Raw genomic sequence first — 17,259 nt, forward strand, 5'->3', positions numbered from 1 at the left:
GCCACTGACGACTTGAAAAAACCCCGGTTTATCCGGGGTTTTTTGTGCGCGCAGAAAAGCTTTTAAACGTGCCGTTTAACCATTCGGCGAATCGGTTTTTTCTTGTTTAATTTTTACTCGATACGTCTTACATCCGGTCTTAAATTTCCCTCGTATTTTGAACGGTTCGTTTATTCAAAGCCTCGCCATACGCCCGTAAACTCGTGCCCATGAAGAAAAAAACACTAGCGGTCCACGGTTTAAAGCGCTCCTCAAAGTAGCGAACATCACGACGACCGGATTCGCCGAATACCTCGGCACGGCGCCGCAAAACGTCCACAACTGGTACACCCGCGGTGTGCCCGATCACTGCATGGAAGCCGTCGCCAGAAAACTCTCGGTCAACAGCGAGTGGCTCAAATATCTCGAAGGCCCGAAAGACGCCAAACACCTGCGTCTGGTCAGCGACACCGGCAACACCTTCGACGCCCAGGCCCTCCGCGGCATCTACACCGTCATCGAACCCACTGATGTCGAATTGCACTTTTACAAAGAAGCGCCCATCGCTCCCGGCTCCAGCAAAACCCACGTGATCGAGGACACCAGCCACCCCATCCGCCTACCCCGCAGCCACCTCGACTCCCTGGAAATCAACCATGCGGATGCCATCTGCGCCTACATGATCGGCAACAGCATGGCCGAGAAAATTGAAGACGGCTCAACCATCGCCATCGATCGCGGCCTGACCCAGATTGTCGATGGAGAAATTTATGCGATCGAACACGACGGGATGCTGCGCATCAAGTACCTGCACCGAATGCCGGGCAATGGATTGCGAATGCGCAGCCACAACAGCGCCGAGTACCCGGATGAAACTTTCAGGGCCGCGCAAATAGAAGAGCAGAACATCCGGGTGTTGGGTTGGGTGTTTTGGTGGTCGACGCTGAACAAGCGTCGACCGCCCATTCCGTTCCTGTAACACCGCGCCGCGCCCTTCGCGAGCAAGCCCGCTCCCACAGGGATTACGTAGAACCTGTGGGAGCGGGCTTGCCCGCGAAGGCGGTGGAACATTCACCTCAAAACCCGGATCAGCAACCCGATCCCAAGCAACTAACAGCTCTACCCCGCACACCACACTGGGAATTCCCCAAAAAAATCAGTATGCTGCGCCCCACATTTGCGCATCGACCCGCCCCGCGGCTCCGATCGCACCGACAAGGCAGATGATTTTCTCGCCGAGTCCCACAGCCGGACGCAAGATCCGGGTGTACGTTTTGAAGGCTGGCGCGGTTTACCAAAAATGAACCAAGCCAGTCCCCGAGAAGCCGGCCACAAGCCGGCTTTTTAATGCCTGCTGGAAGTCACTCGCACTTCTTAATCTCTCTGCTTTTGCCAGCCTTTTTTTCCGCTCATTGAGCAATAACGGCCTAAAAGTAAGCAGCTTCGCTTTCTTTTGAAGGAAAGATCCTTGGAAGCCCAACCTGCTTGTGCCTGACAAATGGGCTGACTAATCTTCGACCGTCACTACTGACCTCTAAACCGACATAGCGGCACACGCGGCGAAGGCCGCTCCGAAAAAATTACCAGGGACAAAAGCATGAGCGACACCCCTGTCAGCCTGAGCACGCCACCCGAAGGTTATGGCGATTGGCTGGCCGACCTCAAAGTCCGAATCCATTACGCCCAACAGCGCGCCACTCTAGCGGTGAACCGCGAACTGGTGCTGCTCTACTGGCAGCTCGGTCACGAAATTTTGTCCCGGCAAGCACAGCAGGGTTGGGGGGCCAAGGTGATCGACCAACTGGCTCAGGATTTGCGCGCAGCCTTTCCTGATATGAAGGGGTTTTCTCCACGCAACCTCAAATACATGCGCGCCTTTGCAGAAGCGTGGCCGGACGAAAAATTTGTGCAAGAGGTGCTTGCACAATTGCCTTGGTATCACCAGTTAGCGCTGCTGGAAAAACTGTCTAGCCAGGAAAGCCGCTACTGGTATGCCGTGCAGGCCATCGAGCACAACTGGTCGCGCAATATTCTGGTGATGCAGATCGAGACGTGTCTGCTGGAGCGCAGCGGCAAGGCAGTCAGTAATTTCGAGTGCCAGTTGCCCAAACCGCAATCCGACCTTGCGCGCGAATCACTGAAAGACCCTTACCGTTTCGATTTCCTCGGCCTGACTCTTGATGCCCAAGAGCGCGAGATCGAAAACGCTCTGGTTAAGCATGTCACCGACTTCTTGCTGGAACTGGGTGCAGGCTTTGCCTTCGTCGGCAAGCAAGTGCTGCTGGATGTAGGTGGTGACGAATTTTTCGTCGACTTGCTGTTTTATCACCTCAAGCTACGTTGCTATGTCGTCATTGAACTCAAGGCTGGCAAGTTCAAGCCCGAACATCTGGGTCAGCTTGGATTTTACCTCACCGCAGTGGATGCTCAACTCAAGCACCCGCAGGACGGCCCAACCATCGGCCTTCTACTATGCAAGAGCAAGAATAAGGTAGTGGCCGAATACGCCCTGCGTGATAACGCCCGTCCCATCGGCGTGGCCGAGTACCTGTTAGTGGAGTCCTTGCCAGCAGAGTTGAAAACCAGCCTGCCCAGCATTGAACAAATTGAGCGCGTACTAGCAACTGAAGGCTCATCCTTCGAGGACGATGCGCAATGAGGGAACAAATACTGCGAATGCGGTGTTTGAGCCTCACGGATAACTAAACCCCTTAACCAACGTCAACTCCCCCACCGCCCGCATCGGCACCAGAAAAGTCTCCATCTTCTCGTTCGGCGTCCCCTCTTCCGTAATTACGGTCACCTGCGCCGTAGTCAGCGGCTGAACCGCATCCTCCTGCCCGTCTTCATCACTCCGATACCCGCCCCCAAAATAGTTCACGTAAACGAGATACTGCCCTTTGATCGGCGCCGGCATGGCGAAGATTTCCGGCCCATACCCCGTCGTCACGTCCACATCCAGCGCCGCGCCATTAGGCGCAACACGATCGCCATACCAGATATGCGCACCATCGGGCGTGATGAGGTGCAAGTCCAGATCCGTGCCGTCGCTGTCCCAGGCCAGCAACACCCGCAATTTCGCCGGTGTCGCACCGCCGCTGGCGTTGAGGAACTGTGTGCGATGGCGTTGTTGGCCATCGGGGCTGCGCACTTCAACGCTGTTGCTGCCGTTGGGGAAGGAGAACGGTCGGTCAAAGCGGCCAGCGGGATCGATCTTCAGCGGCATGCTGACGCCGTTGACGATCAACCGGCCCGGTTCAGTGGACTTGGGGGTGGCTTTGATCTGGCCGGTGATGCGTGCGGTGTTGGCCTGGCCCACTGGCGTGTTCACTGAGGAGGCCGGGTAGTTGACGGTCTGGCGGAAGTTTTCGCCTTCGCCCTCGGCCGCGCCCGTGCGCCAGCCGCCGACGGGGGTGTCGAGTTTGACGGCGCTTTCAGCCGCAAAAACCGTCGGCAATACGCAAACAGAACAAAGGAACAGGAAGACCTGTGGATAACGGAGTTTCATGGCCTATTCCAGCAAGAGGTGGCGGGCGAGCCCTTCGATGTAGGTTTCATCCTGGCCGTTGGGGTGTGCTTCGAAGGCCAGGTGCAGGTATTCGTGGGTCAGGTCGAGGCGGTCTTGCAGCGACAGCACGCCGCGCACGTAAATGCGCTGACGCTCGCGGTCCACAAAAGGGCGGCCGAAGGCCAGGCGGCAGACGGCGAAGGTGCTGACTTCGTTGTAGCCGGTTTCGCTTTCGAGGCGTTGGCGCCAGCCGCGTCGTTGGGTTTGCAGCCAGTCTTGGGCGGCGGGCAATGCTTCGCAGGAGGCGACGGGGTTGTCCCAGCGGCTGAGGCTCGCGCGCGGGTAGGCGTGCAGCAGGATGGCGTCGTAGCGCTGGCCTGCGTTGGCTTGTTCGACGGCGTGCTGCCAGGAGAGTTTGTCCGGGCCGGGTTGGTCGGAGTGATAGGTGACGGTGCTGCCGGCGAGTACCAGGTCGCTGGTCCATGCGGCGATGTTGCGTGATTCAGCGGTGGCCGGGCGCGGGGCGACGCGTTGGCGGCTGCTGCTGTCGTCGATGCTCAGGCAGTCGCCGTTGCGGGTGGCGTTTTGCAGCAGGTAGGTGCGGATGGCGATGGCCAACGCTTTGGCGGCTTCAGCAGGTTCGGGTTTGGCTTCTCGTTGCAGGACGCGAGCGACATATTCTTCGCGGTCCAGACGGGCGATCAATTTATCGCCCACCAAAAACAGTTCTCCGTCGCTGTGGATATCGAGTTGGTTGCCATTAGAAAACTCGACGCGAAAATCGCCCTGCAGTGGTCCGGAAGAAACAACACGATCCCCCGCCAGAATCCGCCCGATCGGATAACGAGAAAACAGGCCGACTTCGACGCAGCGCCCCGCATCCAGAGGCCAATCAACCGGCAGCACCGAAGCCAACGCCTCACCATAATTACGCAGCACCATTTGACTGGTCCCGCGTCCACCCGCCCAGATCGGTGTGCCATCGGCCAGCCAACCGGCAAACCCACCTTGGCGCGACGATGGATCCTGGTCGCCCAACCAGCTCCAGGTTTTCACCCGCAACCGGCCTCCGAGTTCACCCACGACATTGCCGTCGGCGGCATTCAACACCACGTCCAGCAACACTCGCCGAGCCTGATCCTGCGCGGGCATCACGGCCAGCACTTTAAGCAATTCAACCACCGACACTCGCGTGGATGGCTGCAATGAAGGCAAGTCCAGCAACCACTCCGGTGCCTGCCGTGCCTGCCAATACGTGCGCCAATCAGCGCCAGCAATGCCCAACCGCGCAGGTTCGAAGTACAAGCCGCAGGACTTCACCAGCGCCTGATCACGCTCGATCTTGCCGCCTGCGGTGCAGCAATAGACTTCTTCTTTCGACTGCCCGCGACACTCATACGCTGGCTCACGGGCGCTGGTATCCACCAGCCAGCCGTACACAAACAACTTCCACAGACTGCCCAATGGCGTTTGCAAATCCGAAGGCAACGGCTCGCGAGCAATCACCTGCGTCCGGCTCAGCGACAGCAATTCACCCTTGAAGCCCAGACGCAGCGGCTCGTCCTGCGCCGTCGCCAGCGCAGGGATCAAACACAGCAGCCACCAGAACCAACGCCGGGTCATGTCAGTTGACCGTGACCTGACCAAGGGCCGGTTTCTGTTCCTGGGCCTGATGCTGCGGCGCGTAAACCTGAGTGAAACGCACTGGTGGCAGGTTGAACTGGCCTTTCTGCGAGAAGCGCACCAAGTGACGCAAACGCAACTCGCCGCTCAAGGCATCCACCGGAATCGCGTAAGCCATCTGCCCCGGCTCGAAGCGCGCCTTCTCCAACGCTGTCGGTTCAGTGCCCGCCTTGCCCATCAACTTGATGCCCCACGTGGTGCGCTCGACATCCGCGCCCGGCGGAAGCGGCACTTCGATCATGCCGTAGCGCAGCGGTTTCGCGGCTTTGCTGGTGATGATCACTTCGTCCAGATACAGGCTGTCGCTGGACAACGGTTTGGTGCCCACCGCTTCCAGTTTGAAGGTGAAGGCTTCGTCACCCGGCACCAGACGCGACAAGCGACGCGTGATGGTCACAGCCATCGGATCAACCGGCGGTTGTTTCGTCTGGAAACTCAACACAGCACGCAACGGACGCTCTTGCGTCCCGCTCAGCGACAACACTGCCGGCACCGACGAAGCACCCTGCCACGTCCAATACATCTCACCGGTATCACCGTAGTTTTTCTTCCAGCCTTCACCCGGTGCCAGTGCGATGGTGGGCGAGGCCTGCTCGATGCTGCGTTGCAACCAGGTCAGCGCCAATGCGCGCTCCAGGGTCGATTGCTGTGGCAACAAACGTTGCAACAACGCTTGCGCATGAGCCTGATCGAAGCTTTGCAGCGACAGGTTCAAGGCTTCGGCAAACGGCTGCGAACTGACGGCCAGACGCTGTTGCGCATCCGCCAGTTGCCGATTGAAAGCATCCGGCAGATTGACCTTCGACTGCTTCGCCAAAGAAGCGGTCAACGCACGCGCCGCCGCCAGGCCCAACGCCGAATCCGGATCGCTCATGACAATGCTGTCTTCGCCATCCTCCATCAGCGTCGCGGCATTGCCCTCGCCCGCTTTCGCTAGGTCATCCATCAAACCACTGAGCAACGTGTTGACCGGCAATTGCATCTGTTTGGCGAACGACAGGATCAACGCACGCTGCAACAGCGGCGTGTTTTTCGCCTGCTTCGAATACACCTCCAGCACCCGCTGCCAATGCTCCGGCGGCAGGCTCAGTTCCAGCGCTTTGCTGGCGTGCCAGTCGGCGTAATAGGCGTACGCGGTGAGGAACGCGTCCGGCTCACCGTCCATGCCCCACCAGGTGAAACTCGCCGACGGCCCGGCCATTTGCACCAGGCGCAGACGGCTGTTCTGCATGATCAGGCGCAAGCGATCGCGGATCTGTGGGTTCGACGACAAAGTCGGGTAGGCAATGCTCAACGGCAACAAACGACTGGCCGTCTGCTCGACGCCGCCGTACGGATAGCTGAGCAAATCATCCAGCGCCGAACGGAACAGCGCTTGCGGGCTGTCATCCAGACGCAGGCGAATGTCCGTCGCATCTGCCGGCAAGGTCAGCGGCGTATCACCGCTGGCCACATCCAGGCTTTGACTCTGCGTAACGAGCCAACCTTCGCCGGTCGCGGTCAGACGCACGGCCAGGGTGTCAGCGGTTTTGCCGTCCTGCACCAGCTCGGCGGTCCACTCGCCAGTGGCCAAGGCGAATGCCGGCAACGCGATGTAGTTGATGCCGTTGTTCAGCGTCACCGGCACCCGTTGTTCGGCGCCGGCGAAATGAATCACCAGCTCAGCCTTGACCGGTTTTTCCGCCTGGCTGAAGGCGAACACGCCGAGATCCGGTTTGTCGCCAGTGCGGAATTTGGTCGGGCCGCTCCACTTCAGGTACAGCGGCTTTTCCGAGCGCAGGAATTGCTTTTTCTGCCCGACCTGACCGTCATCGGCGATGGCTCGCGCGGTGATGCGCCAGCGGGTCAGCGAGTCCGGCATCTTGAAGGTGAAGCGGGTTTTGCCGTTGGCGTCAGTGATCAATTCCGGCAGCCACGCGGCGGTGTCGACGTCTTCACGACGCGGCCGCTCCAGCACTTTCACACCGCGTTCGCTGCGATTGGCTTTGCCCGGTGCACCGGGGCTGCCCGGCAACGCGACGTCATAGCTGATGAACGACAGACTGGCGCTGGTGCGCACGTTGTTGCGGCGCGGGTGGTAGAAGAACTGGTCGATGGTCGGCGCAACTTCCGGTTGCAGCGCGTAGACCATTTCGTCGACAACGCTGACCGTCAGGTGCGCCGGAATCGGCTTGCCGGCGAACTGCGTTGTCAGGTCCACAGACACCGTATCACCCGGCTGATACACCTCTTTATCGATGACGATGGCGACGTCGATTTGCGGCGCAACCACCTTGATACCGGCGTTCTGGAAGCTGTATTGGCCACCCTTGGTGTAGAGCACGGAGAAGGTCAGGTTCGGCGCGAAATTATCCTTCACCGGAATGCGCGCGCGGTATTGGGTGTCGCTGAGTTTTTCCATTTTCAGCCAGTCGCCGCCCTTCGACATCAGCGCGGTGGCCTCGACCTTGTCGCGTTCCAGCGACAGCAAGGCATCGCTGACAGGCTCGGGAAAAGTGATCAGCGCGAGGGCTTCGTCGCCCGCCTTGTACTCGGGTTTATCGAGGACGATTTCCACGGTGCCGGGCACGGCTTTGACGCCATCGCCAGTGACCGAATGCCCCGTGGCACCGACCACGCGACCATGGTCATCCTTCAACGTCAGGTTGTAAGTCCCCGGACGTTCGAAGGCCAATGTGAAGCCTTTATCGCTTGCCGCCAGTTTGCCTTCGCCCGTGGTCTGATCTTCCAGACGCACCCAGCTGTAGCCGCTCGGCGTGACCGCCTTGCTCTGCTCGCTGCCGCCTTCATTCAGGTAGCTGAACGCAACCTTGTCGCCCACCGCACTGAAGCGCTGCGGCGCGTTCAAGCGGAAACTCGCGGCGCCACGGTCGATGAGGATTTCCTTGGTGGTCTTGACCCGATACGCCGCGCCATCGCTGGCGAAAACGGTGAGCATGTAACGGCTCGGTTTCTCGGCGGCGGGCAGGTCGAGAGTCGCATTGCCTTTAGAGTCGGTGGTCAGTTCGGTGCTGGTCAGTTCCACCGGGAACTGCCCGAGGTATTGCAGCTCGTTATCGACCATCGACAGTTGCTGGGCACGCAGGCTCAGGCTCAACTTGGCATTCGCGACGGGTTTGCCGTCCGGGTACAACAGCACCAAGCTGCCTTTCACCGGTTCGCCGGTGCGGTAATCCTGCTTGGCCAGGTTCAGCGAAATCTCGAAGTGCGGCTTGATGTATTCAGCCACGCGGAAGGCGCTGCTGTAGGCCTGATCCTTGTAGCTGAAACGCAGTTCATAACCGCCCGCGACCGCGTTGTCCGGCAGCTGGAAACGACCTTGAGTGCCGGCCTTGGAATCGAGTTTCAACGCCAGCGTTTGCAGCGCGGTGCCGGTGGCATCGAGCACCGTGACATTCACATCCGCCGCCGTCGGCAACACCGAGTCACGGGCGTTCTTGAACTCGCGACCGACGATTTTCAGCGAAACCCAATCCCCCGGCCGATACAGCGGCCGGTCCGTAAACGCATAGAGTTTGGTGTCGTAGATTTCGCTGTCGTAATAGAAGTTCTCGGAGACAAATACCCCGCCCTCTTCGTCCTCGCCGATCACGAACGAACGCTCCGGGCTGACGTGCTTCAGGCGCAGCAAACCATCGGCATCGGTGGCGCCGCTGCTCATCACGCCAAGGCCATCGGTCCACAACACATTAACCTTCGGCACCGAACTGCCTTCGTGTTTGCGTGCCGCCCAGACCAGCAGTTCATCACCGGCAATCTTGCTCACGGCCACGGTGTTGGAAACGAAGACCATGGTGGTCGCGCGGTACTTGCCGATCAGCGCTTCCACCAGGTACAGGCCCGGCTTCAGGTTGCCCAACGGGACGTACACATTGCCCGGCGCGACAGTGACGAACTCGCTGGACGAACCGGCGAGGTTCACGCCCTCAGGCGGCTGGATCGGTTTGGCTTGCCACAGTGGATAACGGAACTGACTGACCACCGGCAGGCCTGGGATCAGTGCGAATTGCGGCTGCGCGTCGTAAGGCGTTGGCGCGGCAATCGCAGTGCCCATCTTCAGCTCAGGCACTTCCTCGGTGACTTGTTTACGCGACTCGTAGGAAAACGCCCGCTGCATCACGCGACGGGATTTGCGGTACCAGTTGTCCCACAGGTACGCGAGGGTGTTCGACAGGCCTTCACCCTTGAACTGACCGTCGCTGACCACGCGGTGCAGGTTCTTCTGGCGCTTGAGGAAATCCAGCGGTTTGTCGATGCGGTACACACGAATGTCCGCGCCGCCGTAAGGCTCCATGCGGAAACGACGATAGTCGCGGCCCGGCGCTTCGAGGCGCACCATCGCCTGTTCGTCGCTGGCGAAACTGCTGTCCGCCAGCAGGAAAAAGCTTTCACCGGCCACCGGCGTGTAGCCGCTCGGTTCGACGGTATCTTCGGCATTCACTGCCGAAAAAGGCAGGACCAATACCAACAGTAGAGACAGAAAACGCAGCATGCGGGCACCGGTCATTGGGAGAGAAAGTTCAGTCGATAGACGCCGATGAAGTTGGGGTTGGCTGCGTCGGGTATCCATCGGGTGTCCTTCCATGTCATGAGTTGCTGCAGGCTCGCGGAACGCATGCCGTTGTCAGTGGGGGTGGTGGTGCCGGTGTGATAGGCGATGTAGCGGCCCATCCAGATCATCAGGTGCTGGTCGTCGCCCTGATCGAAAAACATCAGGTCGCCGGGCCGGGCTTGCGCCAGGTCGCGGCCAACCAGATGGCTGTTGAACTGAATCAGTTTGATCGCGTTGACGTACGGCCCGACCTTGCCGCCGCCCTGCTGCCATTGCTGGGCGAGGCCGCGTTGCGCCTCGCTCAATTGCAGCTCCGGCGGCAGGTAGCGGTTGGACAGGCCATTGCTGCGCAGCCATTTGTCGTCATGGACTTTCAGCGCTTCGTTGGCGGCAAAACGCACCAGCCCCGCGCAGTCCTGCTGATACCAGCGCGGGCTCGGGCCCTGGGTCAGTTGCTCTTGGGCGATGCGCACGAACCAGGCGCGGAACACCTGGGATTGCTGCACGTCGAGCGGCGCGGCGTCACTGGCAAATACCCGACTGCCCAGCAACATCGCCAGCAGGCCGAGGCCTCGGATAAGTGCGGTCACAGCGCTTTCCATTCCAACGGCAGCCATTGCCAATGGCCGTCGGGCTCGCTGCCTTCCGGCAACGTCAGCGCGTATTTGCCGTAGCCGCCGAGCTTGCGCAGTTTCGGGATCAGGTAGGTTTGCGCGGCGTTGTAGAACACCGGTTCCATGTCCTGCGGCAGGCTGTCGAGGGTTTCCTGTTGCATCAGCTGCGCCATGGAATCCGGGCCGAAGTAGACCGGCATCAGCAAGTCTTTCGGCACCACGTCGGCCATCGGCGGGAAGCGTTTGTCGAGGGTGCCGAGGGCTTTGTCCACGAGCTTGTCGTCGAGGGAGAACAGCAGCGTCGAACCGTGGCGCGCCAGGCTCACGCGCATGAACGCCTTGCCGGTGATTGCGTCCGGGTTCTCGGCGTCCTTGGCTTTGTAAGGACCGAAATTGGAACTGACCTGACGCTGCCACTGGTGGTTTTCACCTTCCTGCTTCTCGACCACCGGGAACGCGTGTTCTTCGACGTTGCCTTCGTAGGCGCCGACCATCGAGCTGAACAAATTGCCCAGGTCACCGTCGAGTTTGGCGCTGTCGTCGTCATTCAGACTGGCCACCAGCAGCGGCGTGTACAGCCGCGAATCGGCGTACCAGCACAGGCCGGCGGCACCGGCCATGTGTTCGGTCAGTGCCTGGGCCACGGTTTCTTCGGCACCGAGTTTCACCAGCAACGGCTTCTGTTGTTCGGCGGCGAGCGGCAAGGCCACGCAAGCACTGGCGCCCATCGGCATGGCTTGCCAGATCGGTTTGAAATCGAAGTCCGGCTGGTTTTCCAGTTCGTCCATGGCGAGGAAGCTGTGCCAGCCCTTGTCGTCCATGTCGAAACGCAGGCCGGCGAAGTTCGGGATGAACCGCTGGTAACCCATGGCCAGTACGCTGGAATTGACCGACAGGCGTTGTTTCACTTCCGGCGCGCGCAGCGGCAGGCCGAAGGCTTCGGGGAAGAGTTTCTGACCGCCGAGCAACGCTTCCAGCGATTGAGTCGAAACCATCCCAGGCTCATCGATCGGGCCATTACTGTTGTCGTACAGTTTCGAAGGATTGGACAGCACCACCAGCTTGTCGCCATGAGAGGCAAACAGCAGCGCCTTGCTGTTGTTGTAGGTGAGCTGATACAGCGGCACCGTATCGCCGGCGACCTTGATGTCACCGAGTTGCGTCAGCTGCGAATCATCCATCGCCACTTTGGCCAGCGGCTCCAGCACCTTGGCCAGACCACCGCGATCCATCACCAACAAAAAGTCTTTCAGGCGACCATCCGCCCCGCGCCACAACGCGACATCCGCCGGTTGATCGAAAAGCTGCTCGATCAGGCTGTCCTGCAGCTTCAGGTCATGTTCGTAGATGATCCGCCGCAGACTGCCGATCAAGCCGAGGCGATCGGCATGGGCTTCGTAATAGAAGACGAAATCTTCGGTCAGGGTTTCCTTGAGGAACGGCACCGCCAGCAAGTCCTTGGGCAATTGGCTCAAGGAGCGGGTTTCAAGCAGACCGTCCGGGCGGCTCATGCCCAGTTTGTCACTGGCCAATTGCGCCGCCGGCGCCTTGGGTTTGTGCATGAACCAGCCAAGTCCGGCCGCCACGCCAGCCACCAGGATCAGCCCGCCCAACAGCAACGGCCAGCGCCGGGAAGGTTTGGCAGCAGGTGCGTCAGCAGCCGGGGTAACAGTGTTATCGCTCATGTTCACAACGCCCAGTTCATCCGTGGTGCGGGATGCTTAATAGTTGAAAGTCTTGACCAGCAGCAGGTCACCGATCGCGCGCAGGGGCACGATGAAGGTCTCGCGTTTTTCGTCGACGGTGTTTTCGTTCAGCACCAGGTTGATCTGCGAGGTGATCACCTCGTTCTGGTTGCTGGTCTCATCGAAGTTATAGCCGCCGCTGCCGAAGTTGCCCCAATAGTTCACGTAAACCAGATAGGTGCCATGCAGCGGCGCGGTCATGGTGAACATTTCCGGGCCGGGGCCGTCGACGCCGTCCGGGTCGAGGCCGCCGCCGTTGCTCATCGCCGGGCGAGCCCAGAACGCATGTTGGCCGTCGGGGGTAATGATGTGCAGGTCGAGCTCGGCTTTCGGATCGTCCCAACCCAGCACCACGCGAATCCGCGCCGGGGTACGCAGGTTGTTGGCTTCATAGAATTGGACGCGCTTGAGGGACTGGCCTTCGACGCTGCGCACTTCGACGCTGTTGGAGCCTGCGCCAAACGCGTAGGGCCGGGCGAAACGCCCCTGGTCGTCGGTGTACAGGTTCAGAGGATTGCCGTTGACCGCCAGCGTGTGCGGCCCGCGTTGAGTGCCGATGGCCTTGAGCTGGCCTTCGATCATCGTGCGATTGCGCTGTACGCCCCGGTCGATGGGCGGCGTTGGGTAGGCGACTTGCGGGTTTTCGCTGCGATCGAGCAGGCCGTTGTAGCGCCAGCCGCCCACCGGTTCCGACAGCTCGGCCGTCGGTTCGGCACAGGCTGCGGTCGCGCAGACCCACCCCATCAGCAATAGAAGAAATGAACGCATGTGATGCCTCCTGCCATGCATAACGAAACCTTGCGCCTGATCCTCGGCGCGTTACAGATCCAAATACTGCGTTTCGTCAGAAAGACCCGTGACTATTGGGTCGTAGAAGGCGCGAAGGTTAGCCATTTGGCGGGTTTTTAACAATCGGATACATCTTGAATTGCGGGGGGGATCACGATGATTGTTGGGTGTGGGCTGAATAATCCTCGTCATTGCAGTAGTGCTGTTACCTGAGAACGCAGTCCTGCGGATGTACCCGGTGCCCTTGTGGGAGCGGGCTTGCTCGCGAAGGCTGTGTGTCTGGCGACGAGTTTTTGATGGTGTACATATCCATTGCTGGGGTAACGGCGGCTATTGGTTCCGCCCTTACGGCGGGTTACTTGGAAAAGCGCCAAGTAACCAAGCGCCCGCGCCCCTGACGTACGGTGCCTCGCTAATGCTCGGCATACCCTCGCTCCGGTCCTGCTCCGTGGGCCCGCCGCCATCGGCCATCCATGGCCGGGGGCGGCTAACCCGGCATCCATGCCGGGTTGCCCACTGCGCAGAACCTCCACTCGGCCTTCCGACGGGGCAGATCAAGATCAAAAGCCAAGCAAAAGCCAAAGCGAGGCGGCCTGCCAGCCGACCTGGCTCTTTGTTCGTACGCATCCCCCTGTAGGAGCCGGCTTGCTGGCGATAGCGTCCTGCCCTACCGCTATCGCCAGCAAGCTGGCTCCTACAAGGGAAATGCACATGCGTTTGGATAAATACGATCAACTGTAGGAGCCGGCTTGCTGGCGATAGCGTCCGTCCAGTCAATACACACGTTGACTGACCCTCCGCCATCGCCAGCAAGCCGGCTCCTACAGGGATTTGTGTACGCTTTTGATTCTCACCACTCATCAGGCCGAGCGTTAGCTCGCCTTCCGCTTTTGATCTTGAGGTACACGCCCCCTCGAGAGGCCGAGCGCAGGTTCTGCGCAGTGGGCAACCCGGCATGGATGCCGGGTTAGCCGCGCACGGCCAGGGATGGCCGATCGCGGCGGGCCCACGGAGCAGGACCGGAGCGAGGGTATGCCGAGCCACAGCGAGGCACCGAACGAAAGGGGCAAAAGCCCTTGGTTACTTGGGGCTCTTCCAAGTGACCCGCCGTAAGGGCGGAACCAATAGAAGCCGTTACCACAAAAACGGATATCCCCCCAACCAACCGCACAACAAACAATGCCCTAATTTGCCCATAACCCCCATGTCTGCTAGTGTCGCGCCGGTTTAACGTCAACCGGAAATCGCCGCCATGGCCCGCAAAAAAGCTGCACTGGATTTCGAACAATCCCTCGCCGACCTGCAAACGCTGGTAGAGCGACTGGAGAACGGCGAACTGTCGCTGGAAGACTCGCTGACGGCTTTCGAGCAAGGCATCGGTCTGACCCGTGATTGCCAGGCAGCGCTGGCCCAGGCCGAGCAAAAGGTTCAAGTGCTGCTCGAACGTGATGGCGAACTCGCCGAGGAACCCTTCGACGCGGATCAACCAGAATGATTGCAGCGTATTCGGCGACGAGCCAGGCCCGCGTCAACGCGGCACTGGAAACCCTGTTCAACGCACCAAGCCCGGAACTCGCGCGGCTCTACGAAGCCATGCGCTACAGCGTGATGAACGGCGGTAAACGCGTGCGTCCGCTGCTGGCCTACGCAGCGTGCGAAGCGCTGGGCGGCAAGCCCGAGCAAGCCAACGGCGCTGCCTGCGCGGTGGAGCTGATCCACGCTTATTCGCTGGTGCACGACGATTTGCCGGCGATGGACGACGACGATCTGCGTCGCGGCCAGCCGACCACCCACAAAAAATTCGATGAAGCCTGCGCGATTCTCGCCGGTGACGGCTTGCAGAGCCTGGCCTTCAGCGCCCTGCTCGACCCGCGCCTGAGCACGTCCGATGCTGAGATCCGCCTGCAAATGGTCAGCGCATTGGCATTGGCAGCAGGGCCGGCCGGCATGGTCGGCGGTCAAGCCATCGACCTCGGTTCGGTCGGCTTGAAGCTCGATCAGAAAGCCCTCGAATACATGCACCGGCACAAGACCGGCGCGCTGATTGAGGCCAGCGTCAAACTCGGCGCCCTCGCCAGCGGCCGGGCCGAGAAAGACGAACTGAAGTCCTTGCAGACCTATGCACAGGCCATCGGCCTGGCCTTCCAGGTGCAGGACGACATTCTCGACGTCGAAAGCGATACCGAAACCCTCGGCAAACGCCAGGGCGCCGACATCGCGCGCGACAAACCGACCTACCCGGCCCTGCTCGGCCTTGATGCGGCCAAAGCCTACGCGCTGGAACTGCGCGATCAGGCCCTGCATGCGCTGCGACCGTTTGACGCGGCCGCCGAGCCATTGCGCGATTTGGCCCGGTATATCGTCGAACGGCGCAGCTGACAGCGTATCCGCCAAAAAAGAGCAACGCGTGGGCAGGGGCCGATGCATCAGGTAAACTGCCGCCTCTTCTATACCTATAACGATTCGCCTGATGCCCACGACGTTTCATGAGATTCCCCGCAAGCGCCCGACCACGCCCCTGCTCGACCGTGCCAACACGCCGGACGGCCTGCGCCGGTTAGGCGAAGCCGAGCTGGAAACCCTGGCCGATGAGTTGCGCCTGGAATTGCTCTACACGGTCGGTCAGACCGGCGGGCATTTCGGTGCCGGCCTGGGCGTCATCGAGCTGACCATCGCGTTGCATTACGTCTTCGACACCCCGGACGACCGGCTGGTGTGGGACGTGGGTCATCAGGCCTATCCGCACAAGATCCTCACCGGCCGTCGCGAGCGCATGGGCACCCTGCGCCAGAAGGACGGCGTCGCCGCCTTCCCGCGCCGCTCCGAGAGCGAGTACGACACCTTTGGCGTCGGCCACTCCAGCACCTCGATCAGCGCAGCGCTGGGCATGGCCATTGCCGCCCGCCTGCAGAACAGTGATCGCAAGGCCATTGCAGTGATCGGCGACGGCGCGTTGACCGCCGGCATGGCGTTCGAAGCGCTGAACCACGCGCCGGAAGTGGACGCCAACATGCTGGTGATCCTCAACGACAACGACATGTCGATCTCGCGCAACGTCGGCGGCTTGTCGAATTACCTGGCGAAAATCCTTTCCAGCCGCACCTACGCGAGCATGCGTGAAGGCAGCAAAAAGGTCCTGTCGCGCCTGCCCGGCGCCTGGGAAATCGCCCGTCGCACCGAAGAATACGCCAAAGGCATGCTGGTTCCCGGCACGCTGTTCGAAGAGCTGGGCTGGAACTACATCGGCCCGATCGATGGCCACGACCTGCCGACCCTGATCGCCACTCTGCGCAACATGCGCGATCTCAAAGGCCCGCAGTTCCTGCACATCGTCACCAAGAAAGGCAAAGGCTTCGCCCCGGCGGAAGTCGACCCGATCGGTTACCACGCCATCACCAAACTCGAACCGCTGGACGCTCCGGCCGCTGCGCCGAAAAAAGCCAGCGGTCCGAAGTATTCCGGCGTATTCGGCGAATGGCTGTGCGACATGGCCGCGACCGATCCACGCTTGGTGGGCATCACCCCGGCGATGAAAGAAGGCTCCGACCTGGTGGCCTTCAGCGAGCGTTTCCCGCTGCGCTATTTCGACGTGGCGATTGCCGAACAGCACGCCGTCACCTTCGCGGCGGGTATGGCCTGTGAAGGCGCGAAACCGGTGGTGGCGATCTACTCGACGTTCCTGCAACGCGGCTACGATCAGCTTGTTCACGATGTGGCGGTGCAAAACCTCGACGTCCTGTTCGCCATCGACCGCGCCGGCCTGGTTGGCGAAGACGGCCCGACGCACGCCGGCAGTTTCGACCTGTCGTTCCTGCGCTGCATCCCCGGCATGCTGGTGATGACCCCGAGCGACGAAAACGAACTGCGCAAAATGCTCACCACGGGCCATCTGTACAACGGCCCGGCGGCGGTGCGCTACCCGCGCGGCAACGGCCCGAACGCAACGATCGAGAAAGACCTGCAACCGATCGAAATCGGCAAAGGCGTGGTTCGCCGTCAGGGCAACAAAGTCGCCCTGCTGGTGTTCGGCGTGCAATTGGCCGAGGCGCTGAAAGTCGCCGAGACGCTGGATGCCACCGTGGTCGACATGCGTTTCGTCAAACCGCTGGATGAAGAGCTGGTTCGCGAAATCGCCGGCAACCATGAGTTGCTGGTGACCATCGAAGAGAACGCGATCATGGGCGGTGCCGGTGGCGCGGTCAGCGAATTCCTCGCCCGCGAGAACATCCTCAAGTCGGTGCTGCACCTGGGCTTGCCGGACCTTTACGTCGAACACGCCAAGCCCGCGCAAATGCTGGCCGAATGTGGACTGGACGAGGCCGGGATCGAGGCCTCGATCCGCGAACGCCTGCAACTGCTAGCTCAGTAACCCCTCCCCCTGTAGGAGCG

The 17,259-nt window shown here is 60.7% G+C and carries 11 protein-coding genes; 5 read left to right on the forward strand and 6 right to left on the reverse strand.

Features of this window, described 5'->3' with window-relative positions:
* Nucleotides 1-352 precede the first annotated feature (352 nt).
* Both K5R88_RS17395 and K5R88_RS17400 read left to right on the forward strand, forming a co-directional pair.
* Nucleotides 353-958: a S24 family peptidase gene (locus K5R88_RS17395; protein WP_226298110.1), complete on the forward strand. Its 606-nt coding sequence runs from the start codon at nt 353-355 to the stop codon at nt 956-958.
* Nucleotides 959-1,576: 618 nt separating this feature from the next.
* Nucleotides 1,577-2,638, forward strand: coding sequence for a PDDEXK nuclease domain-containing protein (locus tag K5R88_RS17400; RefSeq protein ID WP_226298111.1), 1,062 nt, complete (start codon nt 1,577-1,579; stop codon nt 2,636-2,638).
* A gap of 33 nt (nt 2,639-2,671) precedes the next feature.
* On the opposite strand, the gene K5R88_RS17405 is transcribed toward K5R88_RS17400, so the two are convergent.
* The 6 genes from K5R88_RS17405 to K5R88_RS17430 are packed head-to-tail and all read right to left on the reverse strand — an operon-like array spanning nt 2,672 to nt 12,849.
* Nucleotides 2,672-3,487, reverse strand: a complete 816-nt coding sequence (locus K5R88_RS17405; RefSeq protein ID WP_226298112.1) for a YfaP family protein — start codon at nt 3,485-3,487, stop codon at nt 2,672-2,674.
* Nucleotides 3,488-3,490: 3 nt separating this feature from the next.
* Complete coding sequence (locus K5R88_RS17410) at nt 3,491-5,110, reverse strand: DUF2300 domain-containing protein (protein ID WP_226298113.1); 1,620 nt, start codon at nt 5,108-5,110, stop codon at nt 3,491-3,493.
* Between the two features lies 1 nt (nt 5,111).
* Nucleotides 5,112-9,677 carry an alpha-2-macroglobulin family protein gene (locus K5R88_RS17415; protein ID WP_226298114.1) on the reverse strand — a complete coding sequence of 1,522 codons (4,566 nt, stop codon included), beginning with the start codon at nt 9,675-9,677 and terminating at the stop codon, nt 5,112-5,114.
* Complete coding sequence (locus K5R88_RS17420; protein ID WP_008035794.1) at nt 9,674-10,324, reverse strand: DUF1175 domain-containing protein; 651 nt, start codon at nt 10,322-10,324, stop codon at nt 9,674-9,676. Before K5R88_RS17420 ends, K5R88_RS17415 begins: the two co-directional genes overlap by 4 nt.
* Complete coding sequence (locus K5R88_RS17425) at nt 10,309-12,021, reverse strand: DUF2138 domain-containing protein (RefSeq protein ID WP_223453257.1); 1,713 nt, start codon at nt 12,019-12,021, stop codon at nt 10,309-10,311. The genes K5R88_RS17420 and K5R88_RS17425 overlap by 16 nt, the downstream gene beginning before the upstream one ends.
* Nucleotides 12,022-12,057: 36 nt before the next feature.
* On the reverse strand, nt 12,058-12,849 hold the full coding sequence (locus K5R88_RS17430; protein WP_008042997.1) for a YfaP family protein: 792 nt from the start codon (nt 12,847-12,849) through the stop codon (nt 12,058-12,060).
* 1,273 nt (nt 12,850-14,122) lie between these two features.
* On the opposite strand from K5R88_RS17430, the gene K5R88_RS17435 reads away from it, so the two are divergent.
* The 3 genes from K5R88_RS17435 (at nt 14,123) to dxs (ending at nt 17,239) form a co-directional block, all read left to right on the forward strand.
* Nucleotides 14,123-14,365 (forward strand): exodeoxyribonuclease VII small subunit, encoded by a 243-nt coding sequence (locus K5R88_RS17435; RefSeq protein ID WP_007894317.1) that lies wholly within the window; start codon nt 14,123-14,125, stop codon nt 14,363-14,365.
* Entirely contained in the window at nt 14,362-15,249 is an 888-nt protein-coding gene (gene ispA / locus K5R88_RS17440; RefSeq protein WP_192228067.1) for a (2E,6E)-farnesyl diphosphate synthase, read from the forward strand. Before K5R88_RS17435 ends, ispA begins: the two co-directional genes overlap by 4 nt.
* 91 nt (nt 15,250-15,340) lie before the next feature.
* The gene (gene dxs / locus K5R88_RS17445) at nt 15,341-17,239 is read left to right on the forward strand and encodes a 1-deoxy-D-xylulose-5-phosphate synthase (protein WP_226298115.1); all 1,899 of its coding nucleotides are present in this window, start codon (nt 15,341-15,343) and stop codon (nt 17,237-17,239) included.
* The last annotated feature ends 20 nt before the right edge of the window (nt 17,240-17,259 follow it).

This window comes from Pseudomonas sp. MM213, from assembly GCF_020423045.1.
GTDB lineage: Bacteria > Pseudomonadota > Gammaproteobacteria > Pseudomonadales > Pseudomonadaceae > Aquipseudomonas > Aquipseudomonas migulae.

Coding starts and splice junctions, on each gene's coding strand:
- K5R88_RS17395 (WP_226298110.1), top strand. CDS start 353: ATGGAAGCCGTCGCCAGAAAACTCTCGGTCAACAGCGAGTGGCTCAAA.
- K5R88_RS17400 (WP_226298111.1), top strand. CDS start 1,577: ATGAGCGACACCCCTGTCAGCCTGAGCACGCCACCCGAAGGTTATGGC.
- K5R88_RS17405 (WP_226298112.1), bottom strand. CDS start 3,487: ATGAAACTCCGTTATCCACAGGTCTTCCTGTTCCTTTGTTCTGTTTGC.
- K5R88_RS17410 (WP_226298113.1), bottom strand. CDS start 5,110: ATGACCCGGCGTTGGTTCTGGTGGCTGCTGTGTTTGATCCCTGCGCTG.
- K5R88_RS17415 (WP_226298114.1), bottom strand. CDS start 9,677: ATGACCGGTGCCCGCATGCTGCGTTTTCTGTCTCTACTGTTGGTATTG.
- K5R88_RS17420 (WP_008035794.1), bottom strand. CDS start 10,324: ATGGAAAGCGCTGTGACCGCACTTATCCGAGGCCTCGGCCTGCTGGCG.
- K5R88_RS17425 (WP_223453257.1), bottom strand. CDS start 12,021: ATGAGCGATAACACTGTTACCCCGGCTGCTGACGCACCTGCTGCCAAA.
- K5R88_RS17430 (WP_008042997.1), bottom strand. CDS start 12,849: ATGCGTTCATTTCTTCTATTGCTGATGGGGTGGGTCTGCGCGACCGCA.
- K5R88_RS17435 (WP_007894317.1), top strand. CDS start 14,123: ATGGCCCGCAAAAAAGCTGCACTGGATTTCGAACAATCCCTCGCCGAC.
- ispA (WP_192228067.1), top strand. CDS start 14,362: ATGATTGCAGCGTATTCGGCGACGAGCCAGGCCCGCGTCAACGCGGCA.
- dxs (WP_226298115.1), top strand. CDS start 15,341: ATGCCCACGACGTTTCATGAGATTCCCCGCAAGCGCCCGACCACGCCC.